This window comes from Streptomyces dysideae (assembly GCF_001514305.1).
GTDB classification, from domain to species: Bacteria; Actinomycetota; Actinomycetes; order Streptomycetales; family Streptomycetaceae; genus Streptomyces; species Streptomyces dysideae.
On sequence record NZ_KQ949095.1, the window covers coordinates 19,095 to 32,178 of the forward strand.

The 13,084-nt window shown below is 69.4% G+C and carries 14 protein-coding genes and 2 pseudogenes; 5 read left to right on the forward strand and 11 right to left on the reverse strand.

Annotation, left to right across the window (positions count from 1 at the left end; genetic code table 11):
* Positions 1-11 precede the first annotated feature (11 nt).
* Together AQJ91_RS28580 and betA are read right to left on the reverse strand one after the other, a co-directional pair.
* On the reverse strand, positions 12-848 hold the full coding sequence (locus tag AQJ91_RS28580) for a methylenetetrahydrofolate reductase (RefSeq protein ID WP_067027228.1): 837 nt from the start codon (positions 846-848) through the stop codon (positions 12-14).
* A 3-nt stretch (positions 849-851) separates the two neighbouring features.
* Positions 852-2,522, reverse strand: a complete 1,671-nt coding sequence (betA, locus tag AQJ91_RS28585; protein ID WP_067027230.1) for a choline dehydrogenase — start codon at positions 2,520-2,522, stop codon at positions 852-854.
* Between the two features lie 201 nt (positions 2,523-2,723).
* On the opposite strand from betA, the gene AQJ91_RS28590 reads away from it, so the two are divergent.
* Positions 2,724-3,470 carry an IclR family transcriptional regulator gene (locus AQJ91_RS28590; RefSeq protein ID WP_067027232.1) on the forward strand — a complete coding sequence of 249 codons (747 nt, stop codon included), beginning with the start codon at positions 2,724-2,726 and terminating at the stop codon, positions 3,468-3,470.
* A gap of 13 nt (positions 3,471-3,483) precedes the next feature.
* On the opposite strand, the gene AQJ91_RS28595 is transcribed toward AQJ91_RS28590, so the two are convergent.
* The 5 genes from AQJ91_RS28595 to AQJ91_RS28615 form a co-directional block, all read right to left on the reverse strand.
* Positions 3,484-4,614 carry an aromatic ring-hydroxylating oxygenase subunit alpha gene (locus AQJ91_RS28595; protein ID WP_067027233.1) on the reverse strand — a complete coding sequence of 377 codons (1,131 nt, stop codon included), beginning with the start codon at positions 4,612-4,614 and terminating at the stop codon, positions 3,484-3,486.
* A gap of 130 nt (positions 4,615-4,744) precedes the next feature.
* On the reverse strand, positions 4,745-5,908 hold the full coding sequence (locus tag AQJ91_RS28600; RefSeq protein ID WP_067027235.1) for an NAD(P)/FAD-dependent oxidoreductase: 1,164 nt from the start codon (positions 5,906-5,908) through the stop codon (positions 4,745-4,747).
* Positions 5,905-6,267: a bifunctional 3-phenylpropionate/cinnamic acid dioxygenase ferredoxin subunit gene (locus AQJ91_RS28605; RefSeq protein WP_067027237.1), complete on the reverse strand. Its 363-nt coding sequence runs from the start codon at positions 6,265-6,267 to the stop codon at positions 5,905-5,907. Before AQJ91_RS28605 ends, AQJ91_RS28600 begins: the two co-directional genes overlap by 4 nt.
* Before the next feature lie 214 nt (positions 6,268-6,481).
* Positions 6,482-7,117, reverse strand: coding sequence for an MBL fold metallo-hydrolase (locus AQJ91_RS28610; protein ID WP_067027239.1), 636 nt, complete (start codon positions 7,115-7,117; stop codon positions 6,482-6,484).
* Complete coding sequence (locus AQJ91_RS28615; protein WP_067027241.1) at positions 7,114-8,199, reverse strand: S-(hydroxymethyl)mycothiol dehydrogenase; 1,086 nt, start codon at positions 8,197-8,199, stop codon at positions 7,114-7,116. The genes AQJ91_RS28610 and AQJ91_RS28615 overlap by 4 nt, the downstream gene beginning before the upstream one ends.
* Before the next feature lie 176 nt (positions 8,200-8,375).
* On the opposite strand from AQJ91_RS28615, the gene AQJ91_RS28620 reads away from it, so the two are divergent.
* Complete coding sequence (locus AQJ91_RS28620) at positions 8,376-8,807, forward strand: HIT family protein (RefSeq protein WP_067027243.1); 432 nt, start codon at positions 8,376-8,378, stop codon at positions 8,805-8,807.
* Between the two features lie 26 nt (positions 8,808-8,833).
* Here the strand turns inward: AQJ91_RS28620 and AQJ91_RS28625 are convergent, their stop codons facing one another.
* Together AQJ91_RS28625 and AQJ91_RS50135 are read right to left on the reverse strand one after the other, a co-directional pair.
* Positions 8,834-9,592 carry a DUF899 family protein gene (locus AQJ91_RS28625; protein WP_067027245.1) on the reverse strand — a complete coding sequence of 253 codons (759 nt, stop codon included), beginning with the start codon at positions 9,590-9,592 and terminating at the stop codon, positions 8,834-8,836.
* Positions 9,593-10,490: 898 nt separating this feature from the next.
* Positions 10,491-10,688, reverse strand: a pseudogene (locus AQJ91_RS50135) (substrate-binding domain-containing protein); the annotation flags it as partial.
* On the opposite strand from AQJ91_RS50135, the pseudogene AQJ91_RS28630 reads away from it, so the two are divergent.
* Positions 10,689-11,012, forward strand: a pseudogene (locus tag AQJ91_RS28630) (MFS transporter); the annotation flags it as partial.
* Between the two features lie 179 nt (positions 11,013-11,191).
* Here AQJ91_RS28630 and AQJ91_RS28635 read toward each other — a convergent pair.
* Positions 11,192-11,770, reverse strand: a complete 579-nt coding sequence (locus AQJ91_RS28635) for an alpha/beta fold hydrolase (protein ID WP_067027249.1) — start codon at positions 11,768-11,770, stop codon at positions 11,192-11,194.
* 76 nt (positions 11,771-11,846) lie between these two features.
* Here AQJ91_RS28635 and AQJ91_RS56090 point away from each other — a divergent pair, with 76 nt between their 5' ends.
* Both AQJ91_RS56090 and AQJ91_RS56095 read left to right on the forward strand, forming a co-directional pair.
* Positions 11,847-12,116 (forward strand): ABATE domain-containing protein, encoded by a 270-nt coding sequence (locus tag AQJ91_RS56090; protein ID WP_234383028.1) that lies wholly within the window; start codon positions 11,847-11,849, stop codon positions 12,114-12,116.
* On the forward strand, positions 12,113-12,448 hold the full coding sequence (locus AQJ91_RS56095; RefSeq protein ID WP_234383029.1) for a CGNR zinc finger domain-containing protein: 336 nt from the start codon (positions 12,113-12,115) through the stop codon (positions 12,446-12,448). The genes AQJ91_RS56090 and AQJ91_RS56095 overlap by 4 nt, the downstream gene beginning before the upstream one ends.
* A gap of 16 nt (positions 12,449-12,464) precedes the next feature.
* Here AQJ91_RS56095 and AQJ91_RS28645 read toward each other — a convergent pair whose 3' ends face one another.
* Complete coding sequence (locus tag AQJ91_RS28645) at positions 12,465-12,938, reverse strand: winged helix-turn-helix transcriptional regulator (protein ID WP_067027251.1); 474 nt, start codon at positions 12,936-12,938, stop codon at positions 12,465-12,467.
* Positions 12,939-13,084: the final 146 nt, after the last annotated feature.

Here is a 13,084-nt window from a genome sequence, read left to right on the forward strand (position 1 = left end):
CTTCTCCTCGCTCAGCCGCCCAACCGGTCCAGCAGCTCGCGGCGCCACCGTTCCGTCTCGGCGATCTGGTTGAACGTGAACAGGTGCAGGCCGGCCACCCCCGCCGAGGGTGCCGTGAGGGCCTCCTCCGCGCGGGCCAGCAGCCTCTCGGGGGCATACCCTCCGGGTGCCGCGAAGCGCACGAACCACGAGGCGTGCTTCGTCAGGAAGCGCGTCGACTCCCCCACCCCGATCTTCGTGGCCATCGCCAGCAGCTTCGCCCGCTGCACGGGCCCCGCCACGCCCACATGGACCGGCAGGGTGACCTCCCGGCTCCGTATCCGGGTGATCCACTCCCTCAGCACACGCGGGTCGAAGCACAGGTTGCTCACGATGTAGGTGGCGTGCTCGCGCTTGTCCCACATCGCCTGGACGGTGATGTCGTCATGGATGAGCGGATGACTCTCGGGATAACCGGTGACCCCGACGTGCGTGAAGGGCCGGCCCAGCTCGCTCAGCCCGCGCAGCACCGGCAGCGCCCCCTCGTACGCCCCGGCGGGCGGGTCGGCGTCGCCCGCCGGCACGAAGACGTCGTCCACGTCCGCCTCGCGGAGCCGGTCGACGACTTCCTTCAGGTGCCCGTCGTCCCGGAGCAGGCGCGCCGGGACGTGCGGGACGACGCGGTAGCCGTGTGCCGCGAGCCGGGTGGCGAGGTCGAGGGTCGGTTCCAGGCCCTTGACCGGCGACGCCGTCACGGTGACGACGACGTCGCGCGGTACATGGGCGAGGACCTTGTCCTCCGTCGCCTTCGCGGGCAGCACCTCATAGCGGACGCTGTGCAGCAGCGTCCTCAGCCCTGGGGCGCCCAAGGTCTACCCGGCCTGCTTCTGGGCGTCGCGGTGGCGGTAGTACGCGGCCTTGGACGGCGCCTGCGGCTCCTTGCCGAGGATGAGGTCGGCGGCCTTCTCGGCGATCATCATCACCGGTGCGTAGATATTTCCGTTGGTGACGTACGGCATGACGGAGGCATCCACCACGCGCAGGCCCTCCACGCCGTGCACCCGCATGCTGGTGGGGTCGACGACGGACATCTCGTCGGTGCCCATCTTGCAGGTGCAGGACGGGTGCAGGGCGGTCTCGCCCTCCTTCGCGACCCAGGCGAGGATCTCCTCGTCCGTCGCCACGGACGGGCCGGGCGAGATCTCCCCGTCGTTGTAGGGGGCGAGCGCGGGCTGGTCGAGGAGCTTGCGGGCGACGCGGATCGCCTCGACCCATTCGCGGCGGTCCTGCTCGGTGGAGAGGTAGTTGAAGCGCAGCGCCGGGTGCTCGCGCGGGTCCTTGCTCTTGATCTTCACCGAACCGATGGCGTCGGAGTACATGGGGCCCACGTGCACCTGGTAGCCGTGGCCGCCGGACGGCGAGGAGCCGTCGTAGCGGACGGCGATCGGCAGGAAGTGGAACATCAGGTTGGGGTACTCGACGTCCTCGTTGCTGCGGGCGAAGCCGCCGGCCTCGAAGTGGTTGGTGGCGGCCGGGCCCTTGCGGAAGAGCCACTGCAGTCCGATGAACGGGGCGCGCCACTTCGCCATGTACGGCTGCATGGAGACCGGCTGCTTGCAGGCGTACTGGACGTAGACCTCCAGATGGTCCTGCATGTTCTCGCCGACGCCCGGCAGGTCGTGGACGACGTCGAGGCCGAGGGCGCTCAGCTCCTCGGCGTTTCCGACGCCGGACAGCTGCAGCAGCTGCGGGGAGTTGATCGCGCCGCCGCACAGGATGACTTCCTTGGCGCGGACCTGCTGGAGCGCGCCCCGGCCGCGCTGGTACTCGACGCCGACGGCGCGCTTGCCCTCGAAGAGCACCCGGGTGACGAGGGCGCGGGTCCTGACCGTGAGGTTCGGCCGCTTCATCGCGGGCTTCAGGTACGCCTTCGAGGCCGACAGGCGACGCCCGCGATGGACGTTGCGGTCAAACTTGGCGAAACCTTCCTGCCGGTAGCCGTTGACGTCGTCGGTGGGCGCGTAGCCCGCCTCCTGCGTGGCCTTGAGGAAGGCCGTGAAGAGCGGGTTGGTGGCCGGGCCGCGTTCGAGGACGAGGGGTCCGTCGTGACCGCGGAACTCGTCGTCGGGGTCGGCGGCGAGGCAGTTCTCCATCCGCTTGAAGTACGGCAGGCAGTGCGCGTAGTCCCAGGTCTCCATGCCTGCGTCGGCCGCCCAGCGTTCGTAGTCCATGGGGTTGCCGCGCTGGAAGATCATGCCGTTGATGCTGCTGGAGCCGCCCAGCACCTTGCCCCGGGCGTGATAGACGCGCCGGCCGCCCATGTGGGGTTCGGGCTCGGACTCGTACTTCCAGTCGTAGAACCGGCTGCCGATCGGATAGGTCAGCGCCGCGGGCATGTGGATGAAGACGTCCCACGGATAGTCGGACCGGCCGGCCTCCAGGACCAGCACCCGGTTCGCCGGGTCCGCGGAGAGCCGGTTCGCCAGTGCACTGCCGGCCGATCCGCCGCCGACGATGACGAAGTCGTAGTGGAGGGGAGCCATGATGCCTCGTCTCGCTCGCGCCGTAGATACGCGGGCATGCTAGCCGCAGTAGCGCTATACGCACCAGGTTGCGACCAACGCAACCTGCAAGGGCTTTGTTTCGCCATCGTTACTTGCAGTAGCGTTGTTTACTGTGGGTATAGTTGCGTTGTGAGCAACTACAACTTGGAAACCGAAACCTCGAATTCACACGCCGGCGGAGTGCAGTCGGTCGACCGCGCCATCAGTGTCCTGGAGATCCTGGCTCAACGCGGCGAGGCGGGCGTCAGCGAGGTGGCGGGCGAGATTGATGTTCACAAGTCCACCGCGTTCCGCCTGCTCGGCGCCCTGGAGGCGCGCGGCCTGGTGGAGCAGGCGGGCGAGCGCGGCAAGTACCGCCTCGGCTTCGGCATCGTGCGCCTGGCCGGCGCCGTCACGGGGCGCATCGACATCACCCAGCAGAGCCGCCCGGTCTGCGAGGACCTGGCCGAGGAGATCGGCGAGACCGTCAACATCGCCGTGCTGCAGGAGCACTACGCGGTCAACCTCTACCAGGTGCGCGGCCCGGGGGCCATCACCGCGCAGAACTGGGTCGGCCAACTGACCCCGCTGCACGCCACGTCGAGCGGCAAGATCCTGCTGGCCCACCTGCCCGCCAAGGACCGCTCCGCACTGCTGACCCAGACCGGCCTGAAGAAGGTCACCCCGCACACCATCACCGCGAAGACGAAGCTCGAGAAGAACCTCGCCGAGGCCCGGGAGCGTGGCTACGCCTGGGCCATGGAGGAGCTGGAGCTCGGTCTCCACGCCCTGGCCGCCCCGGTTCGCAACCGGGACGGAGACGTCGTCGCGGCGGTGAGCGCCTCCGGCCCCTCGTACCGGCTCTCCGAGGAGCGTCTGCATGAGCTCGCTCCGGTGCTGATCAAGGGCGCGGACGAGATCAGCCACCGGATGGGTTACCTGGGCTGAGCGCCCACCTCTCCTACTGCTGGTGCGTGCCCAGGCGCTCGTGCACCCAGTCGTGGAAGGCACCGATGTGGTGCTCACTGGGGACGAGGACGCCACCCTTGGCGTACATCCGGGAGCTCATCCCGGGCTGGGTGCGCTCGCAGGCGTCGAAGTCCTGCTGGTTGACCCGGTGGAAGAGCTCCACCGACCGGCTGACGTCCTTGCCGCTCTCGACGACGTGCGGGAGATAGAGCCAGTCGCACTCGACGATCGTGCGGTCCGCGGCCACCGGGTACATGCGGTGGAAGATGACATGGTCGGGGACGAGGTTGATGAAGACCTGCGGCCTGACGGTGATCGCGTAGTAACGGCGGTCCTGGTCCTCGGCCACCCCGGGGATGCGGTCCAGACCCTCGGAGCCGTCGACGGTGAAGCCCCGGACCTCCTCGCCGAACTCGGCGCCGTGGCCGACGTAGTACTGGGCGGCGTAGCCGTCGGCGAACTCGGGGAGCACCTCGGTCAGTTCGGGGTGGATCGTGGCGCAGTGGTAGCACTCCATGAAGTTCTCGATGATGAGCTTCCAGTTCGCCTTGACGTCGTAGACGATCCGCTTGCCGACCGAGAGGCTGTCGATGTCGTAGTGCTCGATCGACTCGACGTCGCCGAGGCGGCCGACGACCTCGCCGATGACGTCCTCCTCGAAGGAGGGCGGGTTCTCCGCCAGGCAGACCCAGACATAGCCGAGCCATTCGCGGGTGGCCACGCTCACCAGGCCGTACTCGGTGCGGCCGACGTCGGGCATCTTGGTCAGGTTGGGCGCCGCGACGAGCTTGCCGTTCAGGTCGTAGGTCCAGGCGTGGTACGGGCACTGGAAGGCCCGCTTGACCTCGCCGCTCTCCTCCGTGCAGATCCGCGCGCCGCGGTGCCGGCATACATTGAAGTACGCACGGATGCTGTGGTCCCTCGCGCGGGTGACGAGGATGCTTTCGCGGCCCACGTCGACGGTCCGGAAGGCGCCGGGCTTCGCCAGGTCGGAGGCGCGCGCGACACAGAACCACATGGACTCGAAAATGCGCTCCTGCTCCTGCTCGAAGATCCCGGGATCGGTGTAGGAGGAGCCGGGGAGAGTGGCGATCAGGCTGTCGGGCAGGCTGGTCGAGGTCACAGTGCACTCCTCGGGGAACGTCGTGGAGGGGTCATTCACGCGCCGGGAAGAACGACTCCGGACGGCGTTGTGCATGGAGCAACGCTGCGTACCATGTGAAACCGCAGCATGGGATGCCTCAGGGGCGGTGTCAAGACGCAGGGCGGGCCAGTTGCTTGCGCCAGCGGGTGAACAGCCGCGGCTGGTTCATCCCGAGCGCGGCGACCGGCTCACCGGCACGCCGGTAGACGGCGAGGACATTGCGGTCCGCCGCGGAGCCTTCCTCGATCGTCACGCTGTCGGCTGCGGCCGCGTGGCCGACGAACTGGATCTTCACGCCGTACTGGTCCGACCAGAAGTACGGCGGCCGGGGCACGCCCGGTTCCACCGCACCGCCCGCCAGCAGCGTGGCGACGGCGGCGGCGGGGCGCTCCAGCGCGCCGGTCCAGTGTTCGACGCGGCGATGGGTGCCCGTACGGGGGTCGTACCAGTTGGCGCAGTCGCCGACCGCGACCACGCCGGCCAGGCTGGTGCGGCCGTCCGCACCGCACTTGACGCCGTTGTCGAGCTCGACGCCGGATCCTTCCAGCCACTCGACGCACGGTCGTGCGCCCACGCCGACCACGACGATGTCGGCGGGGATGCTGCGGCCGTCCTCGAGCAGGACGGCGTCCACCCGGCGCTCCCCGCTCAGCCCCTTGACGCCCACGCCGCACAACAGCCGTACGCCGTGGTCCGCGTGAAGGGCGGAGACGATGGCACCCATGGCCTCGCCGAGCGGTCCGGCGAGCGGCGTCGGGGCCACCTCGACCACCGTCACGTCGAGCCCGAGGGCGTACGCGGTGGAGGCGACCTCGGCGCCGACGAATCCGCCGCCGATCACCACCAGCCGTCCGCCGCGGACCAGTTCGTCCCGTAGTGTGCGGGCGTCGTCCAGGGTGCGCAGGACATGCACTCCGGCCAGACCCTCGGAGCCGGGCAGGGTGCGCGCGACGGCGCCGGTCGCGATGACGATGCCGTCGGCGCGGACCTCCCGGCCGTCGGCGAGCCGGACGGCGCGGTCGGTGCGGTCGAGTCCGGTGGCGCGGGTGCCGAGCAGCCACTCCGCCCCCAGGTCCTCGTCGTCCGTCTCCAGCGCGAGGTCCGCCTCGCCGATGGTGCCGGCCAGGAACTCCTTGGACAGCGGGGGCCGGTCGTACGGGCGGTGGAGTTCGTCTCCGATGACGACCAGCCGCCCGTCGTAGCCCTGCTTCCGCAGTGAGCGCGCCGCCGACAGGCCGGCCAGCGAGGCGCCCACCACGGCCACCGTCCTCACGTGAGGGTCCCGGCGAGCTTGCGCGCGACGCAGTGCGGCAGGTTCGGGGCGGTCGTGGACAGCCGCACGTAGACCATGCCGTCCTGGACGACGACCTCATGGGTACGGACGGGGAGCTTGGCCGGCGGGGCGTCGACCTCACCGGTCTTCAGGTTGAACTTGGAGGCGTGCAGGGGGCACTCCACCCAGCAGTCCTCCACCCAGCCGTCGGCGAGCGAGGCGTCCTGGTGGGTGCACGTGTCGTCGATGGCGAAGAGCTCGCCGTCCTCGGTGTGAAACACCGTGACCGGCGGGTCGATCTCGAGCCGGAAGGCCTCTCCTCGCGGGAGATCCGCCAGAGGGCACGCGGGAATCATCATGACCACCTCGGTGCGTATAGCGAAACGGATTGCGGTAAGCGCAACATCAGTCTGAGGTCGGCCCAGAACCCTTGTCAAGGCGTTCAGAGGGCCGGTTGGGGCGTCGTTTCGAGTTGCTCATCACACAACTCAAGCCTCCATATGCAACAGAAGGGAGGGGGTCCGACACTGGACCCCCTCCTTGGGTGGGCAGTTGCGCTGTTCGACGGGGTGGTCAGAACCCTCGGTCGATCCACTCCTGAAGGTGCGGGGCCTCCGCGGCGATGGCGGTCGTCTCCCCGTGGCCGGTGTGTACGACGGTCTCGCCCGGCAGGGTCAGCAGTCGGTCCCGGATGGAGTCGACGATGGTCGGGAAGTGGCTGAACGACCGTCCCGTCGCCCCTGGCCCGCCCGCGAAGAGCGTGTCACCGCTGAAGAGGGCCGTGAGGGCCGGCGCGTACAGGCACACAGCGCCGGGGGCATGGCCGGGCGTGTGCAGCACGGTCAGCTCGACACCGGCCACCCTGAGGACCTGCCCGTCGGCCAGCTCACCGTCGGGCGTTCGGTCGGGATGGGTCTGTTTCCACAGCGGCAGGTCGTCACCGTGGAGCAGGATCGGCGCGCCGGTGCGCGCCGCGAGTTCGGGCGCTGCGTCGATGTGGTCGTTGTGCGCGTGGGTGCACACGATGGCGCGCAGGGTGCGCCCACCGAGGGCCTCGGCGATCGCCCCGGCGTCGTGTGCGGCGTCGATGACGATCGCCTCGGCGTCGTCGCCGACGATCCACACGTTGTTGTCGACGTCCCAGGTGCCGCCGTCCAGCGAGAAGGTCCCCGAGGTGACGAGATGTTCGATGCGGGCGCCGGTCGTCACAGGACCACCACCGAGCGCAGGACGTCGCCGCCATGCATCCGCTCGAAGGCCTTCTCGACGTCGTCCAGCGCGATGGTCTCCGTCACGAAGGCGTCCAGGTCCAGGCGGCCCTGGAGATAGAGGTCGATGAGCATCGGGAAGTCGCGGGAGGGCAGGCAGTCGCCGTACCAGGACGACTTCAGCGAGCCGCCCCGGCCGAAAACGTCCAGCAGCGGCAGCTCGAGCTTCATCTCCGGGGTCGGTACGCCGACGAGGACGACCGTGCCGGCCAGGTCGCGTGCGTAGAACGCCTGCTGGTACGTCTCCGGGCGGCCGACCGCCTCGACGACCACGTCGGCGCCGAATCCGCCGGTCAGCTCGCGGATCGCCTCGACCGGGTCGGTGTTCCTGGAGTTGACGGTGTGGGTCGCGCCCAGCTTCCTGGCGGTGTCCAGCTTGGCGTCGTCGATGTCCACCGCGATGATCTTCGCCGCGCCCGCCAGGTTCGACCCGACGACCGCCGCGGCCCCGACGCCGCCGCAGCCGATGACGGCCACGCTGTCGCCGCGTCCCACGTTGCCGGTGTTGATGGCCGCACCGAGGCCCGCCATCACGCCACACCCCAGCAGACCGGCGGCGGCCGCCGACGCGGCCGGGTCGACCTTCGTGCACTGCCCCGCCGCCACCAGCGTCTTCTCCGCGAACGCACCGATGCCCAGCGCCGGCGACAGCTCCGTGCCGTCGGTCAGGGTCATCTTCTGCTTCGCGTTGTGGGTACTGAAGCAGTACCACGGCCGTCCGCGCAGACAGGCCCGGCACTGCCCGCACACCGCACGCCAGTTGAGGATGACGAAGTCACCGGGGGCGACGCCGGTGACCCCCTCCCCCACCGACTCCACGACACCTGCGGCCTCATGGCCCAGCAGGAAGGGGAAGTCGTCGTTGATGCCGCCCTCCCGATAGTGCAGGTCGGTGTGACAGACCCCGCAGGCCTGGATCTTCACCAGCGCCTCTCCCGGACCCGGGTCGGGCACGATGATCGTTTCCAGGCTGACGGGGGCGCCCTTGCCCCGCGCGACGACAGCACGGACCTGGTGAGCCATGGCCACTCCTCGGCTGGTGCGAGATCTAAGTCTGATGTTGCTCATTACGGCACGCATCTCATGTGCCGCAACACAGCATCATGGAGTGGCGACCAGGGGTCAAGGATCCGGCGCTCGGCACGTTCATCCCCGGTCCCCCTCATCATCGGACCGCCGGTGAATGCAAAACTGATCACATGCCTACGCTCTTTTCCCAGATCCTCGCTGGGGAGCTGCCCGCCCGGTTCGTCTGGCAGGACTCCCAGGCCGCCGCTTTCCTCACCGTCGCCCCGCTCACTCCCGGTCACACGCTGGTGGTGCCACGGCAGGAGGTGGACCAGTGGACCGACACGGACAGCGGCCTGCTGACTCACTGCGTGACCGTGGCCCAGGCGATCGGCCGCGGCGTGCAGCGCGCCTGGGATGCACCCCGAGCCGGGCTGGTCATCGCCGGCTTCGAGGTTCCGCACCTGCACATCCACGTGGCTCCCACGTGGGACATGTCCGACTTCGATTTCACCAAGGCCGAGTTGGAGAAGGACGAGGCCGCGCTCGACGACGCGGCGGTACGACTGCGTACCGCGCTGCGCGAACTGGGATTCACCGAGAACGTCCCTGCCGAACGCTGAGGAACGCGGCCCCGAGGCTGCAGACCTCAGCCGCAGCAGCCCGCGCTTCCCGTGCTGGTTTGTCCGCCGTGGAGATCGTCGTCATGCCCGGCGGTGATCCGGGGCCACTGCGCGGTCGGCCGTCCGTCCTTGCGGAACTGCTGACCGCGGGTCTCGTACGGCTGCGGCCAGCCTGACGGGGAGTCCTCCCAGGTCTCCTGCCGTCCGTGGACGGTCATGTCGAGGATGCCGTAGGAGGGCGCCATGGGCTCGACCCCTCGGCCGGTGGTCCAGTACGTCTCGTAGACGCGATCCCCGTCGCGGAGGTAGCACGCCTTCATGCCGAAGTGGCGGCCGGCGAGGAGCCGTTCGTGGGACTCGGCGGGTACGGAGTACCAGGGCATCTCCCAGCCCATGAAGCGGCGGTAGCGTTCGGACTCCTCGTAGGGGCCCTGGCAGAAGGCGGCGAAGGTGACGTCACGCTGGTGCAGATAGGACAGTTCGCGGACCTGGCCGGTGAAGAAGGTGCAGCCCTCACACTGGTCGGCGGCGGGGCGGCCGTCGTGCCACATGTGATACGACGCGAACAGCTGGGTGCGGCCGTCGAAGACGTCGATCAGGGGGACGTGCCCCTTGGCTCCCACGAGCGGAGTCGACGGGTCGACCTCCGTCATGGGCAGCCGTCGCCGTGCGGCGGCGATCGCGTCGCCCTCCCGGGTGTGCGCCTTCTCCCGGGCGCGCAGGGTGTCGTTCGCGGCCAGCCACTCCGAGCGGGAGACGACCGGCGGCTTGTTCATGGCAGTCATGCCCGTACTGACCCGGCAGGCGACAAGAACTCATCGGTGGGGCGCGGGGCGTGCCGACGACCTATGGCCGCTGCTCGACACGGCGGTCGAGACCGTCGCGCAGGGATTGGGCGCTGACGCACCGGGATTTCGCTGCGCGTCGTCGAGCGCAGAGTACCTGGCAGGTCCCTGCCGAGGACCTGGCTGCACGCGCGGTAGGCCGCAAGGTCGAGTCATGGCGTCGCCGCTCCCCGGCAGCTCGCTGAGGTCGTGACAGGGGACAGGGCCTCCTGGCACTCGGTTCGCATCGCGAAAACCGCCTGAGAGGAGGCCCTTCATAAAGCCCGATGCGAGTAAGGCGACAGCCGCATCAGTTGACGCGGACGATCTTCCAGAGTCGGTCGTCGACATTCAGCTCGTTCCCTCGGTCGGTGCCGGCGTACAGGTCTCTTGGTGCCGCCCCGGTCGGATGGCACGGAGTCACCCGCGGCGAGGATGGTTCGGGCGGGGAAGCCGCCCATGGCCCTGGGCAGCTCGAACAGCTCGGGCCCCCAGCGCATGCAGAACGTCCCCGGCGAGGGCGCGTTCGACGGCGGCGTGTACAGCGTCTGCGACGGACGGGATTCCGCCTCCGCCCGGCCCGCGGCGGGCAGGGTCAGCGTCCCTACCGCAACGCTCAGGGACAACAACAACGCCAGGAGGAAGCGAGGACGGGAACGCGGAGCGGCGCCGGTCTGGCGCCCAACTGTGCAGGGGACATGTGCGGCTCCCGGGGGAAGGGATAGGGATGTGTTTCGGTGCCCGCCGCTCCCCGGATCGGTCCAGGCGGGAGCGGAGGAGTCGCTGGGCAGCGTCGGTCGACGCGGAAAGGTCGACGACGCGGCGACGATGCGTCCGAGACGCCTGACGGTCAGGCCTGCGGCTGACGCACTGTGGTCAAGGGAGGGGTGACGTAGACGAAGACGGGGTTGCCGTCGAAACCGACCACGCTGATGTCCTCCGGCACACGGCGGCCGGCTTCCCGCAGGGCGTGGATCAGGCCGATGGCCATCTCGTCGCCCGCCGCGAACACCGCGGTCACGGAGCTGTCCGCAGCCAGCTCGCGGCCTGCCGCGACGGCATGGGGATGTTCTTCACTCCCAGCGCGAACCTCGTCATGAGCACCGTCCGCCCCCAGGAGCAGGGCATCGCCTCCGGCGCCAACAACGCGATCCGTGAGGTCGGCGGGGCCATCGGCGTCGCGTCGCTGGCGGCGGTCTTCTCCGCCCAGGGCGGCTACGGGTCCGCCTCGCTGTTCGTGGACGGGCCGGTCCCCGCGCTCTGGGTCGGTGCCGGTGCGGTCGCCCTGGCACTCCTGGTGCCCCGGCAGCGCACGGCCGACGGCCCGGCTGCCGGCCTTGCCGTGGGGGATGCTCCGGCCGGCGTCCCGGTCGCCACCTGAAGCCCGTACCGAGGGGCGGCCCAGCCGGTTACGGCGGGGCCGCCCCTCGGCCTGTCCTGCCTTCCAGGCTCGTTCGCCGTGCGGGGTCATCACACCGTGGTCGAGGCCCCTCGGACAGTGCGCCCCTCGGGCCGGCGCACGACCGGCTGAAGGGCACCGCTTCCGTCACCGTGGGGGGCTCACCGGCTCGTCTCGCCGGCCAGGAAAGGCCGCAGATGTGCCACCAGCGCCTCCGGTTGTTCCTCCGGGATGAAGTGGCCGCACACGCGGATGTCGCGTCCCACGAGGCGCTCGGGCAGATCGGGCTGCATGTGGAACAGCCAGTGCCAGTACCCGGAGGCGAGCGAGGCGTCCGGGCGGCGGAACATCTCCCGGGTGGGAACGATGTCGAGCACGGCCAGCCGCTCGACCTGCTCCGGGCGGTCCAGCGCCCAGCGGTGCCCCACGCCAGCGCCGCGGTCGTGGCCCACGGCCATGGCCCGCTCGAAGCCGAGCGCCTCGACGAGACCTGCCATGTCGGCGGCCATACGCCGCTTGTCGTAACCAGTGGTGGGCTTGTCGCTCAGGCCGTATCCGCGCAGGTCCGGCGCCATAACCGTGTGATCGGCGGCGAGATCCGCGAGTACCGGCCGCCAGCAGTCGGAGGTCTGCGGCCAGCCGTGGAGCAGGACAATCAGAGGTCCGGACCCGGCTCGGACGTAGTGCAGGCGGACCCCGTCCACCTGCGTCACTCCGGTCGTCACTGTCGGCTGTCCCATGGATGCGCCTTCCTGACACGAGCACGAGCTAACCGTCTTAGACGGTTGGGCTAGCGGGCAAAACGGAGGCGTGGCAGTGGCAACGGACGACATGTGGATCTGGGATGGCGGACGGGTCTGCCTGGACTTCGCCAACACCCTCCGAAGCCGGTGGAGAACCACTCCGGAGGAGATACTCCGGGGACCGGACGACCTGATGGGCTGGCTCCGGGAGGCCCTTCTGCTCGCACCGGGGGCCACCGACCCCGCCACGGCAGCCGTTCTCATGTCCGCGCGACGGCTGCGCGAGACCGTCGACCGGGCCGTACTGGCGGTCGCCGACGGCTGCCCACATCCGGCGACGTGACGCTGCTCAACCGATCGGCAGCGGCAGCCCCCAGACCCGCCCTCCAACTCGTCATCACCCACGACCGCCTGGAGCCCGCCGGCACCACGCCCCTCGCCGCCGACCCCACACTCGCGCCGGCGCTCATCGCCCAGGACGCCGTAGACCTGCTTCTGTCCGCCGAGATCCGGCGCGTACGCGTCTGCGGAGCGGACCGCTGCGCACTGCGCTTCCCGGATCGCTCCCCGGCCCGCAACCGCCGCTGGTGCTCCATGTCCCGCTGCGGAAACCGCACCAAGGTCCGCCTCCACCAGGCGCGTACACGACAGAGCGGCCGAATTACGGAAAGCTGACGGAGGAGTCCTCAGCTCACTCGGGCAACCTCATACGAAAGGCTGGGCCGGGGACGCTCTCGATGTCCTTCGCTTGCACCGGGTGGCCTCGTTCGCAGCGAATCTGAACGTCGACGCGCGCGCCGCACTCGCGGTGTCGCGCCAGTACCGCCGGCCCCTCCGGGTCGGCACGGTAACGATCACCCCACTGCAGCAGCCCCATCACGGCCGGCACCAGATCCATGCCCTTAGCGGTGATCACATACTTCGGCCGACTCCGCGAACCGGGCTCCTTGTACGTCTCGGTCGCCAGGATTCCTTCCTCCACCAGCATCCGAAGCCGCGCCGCGAGGAGGTTGCGAGGACAGCCCAGGACGCGTTCGAAGTCGCTGAAGCGGGACGAGCCGTACCAGACCTCGCGCAGGATCAGGATCGTCCACTTCTCACCCACGATCTCAAGAGTCCGCGCGATCGAGCAGTTGGACGTGTCCCGGTCGAGTCGGGGGTCCATGCCGGTGTCCTGGAGAACTTCGGTCCACGCATCCATGGGAGCGATTCTAACCGAGTTTGAGTTTACTTTTAGATACTCAGACGTCGGTGCCGCGATCGGTCACTCGACCTGGCAGCGCACGAGAAGCATCAAGACCTCCCGCAGAG

Excerpts from the sequence above, each read along its gene's own strand:
- betA (WP_067027230.1), bottom strand. The coding sequence starts at position 2,522 with ATGGCTCCCCTCCACTACGACTTCGTCATCGTCGGCGGCGGATCGGCC.
- AQJ91_RS28605 (WP_067027237.1), bottom strand. The coding sequence starts at position 6,267 with ATGATGATTCCCGCGTGCCCTCTGGCGGATCTCCCGCGAGGAGAGGCC.
- AQJ91_RS28615 (WP_067027241.1), bottom strand. The coding sequence starts at position 8,199 with ATGGCTCACCAGGTCCGTGCTGTCGTCGCGCGGGGCAAGGGCGCCCCC.
- AQJ91_RS28620 (WP_067027243.1), top strand. The coding sequence starts at position 8,376 with ATGCCTACGCTCTTTTCCCAGATCCTCGCTGGGGAGCTGCCCGCCCGG.
- AQJ91_RS28625 (WP_067027245.1), bottom strand. The coding sequence starts at position 9,592 with ATGACTGCCATGAACAAGCCGCCGGTCGTCTCCCGCTCGGAGTGGCTG.
- AQJ91_RS28635 (WP_067027249.1), bottom strand. The coding sequence starts at position 11,770 with ATGGGACAGCCGACAGTGACGACCGGAGTGACGCAGGTGGACGGGGTC.
- AQJ91_RS28645 (WP_067027251.1), bottom strand. The coding sequence starts at position 12,938 with ATGGACCCCCGACTCGACCGGGACACGTCCAACTGCTCGATCGCGCGG.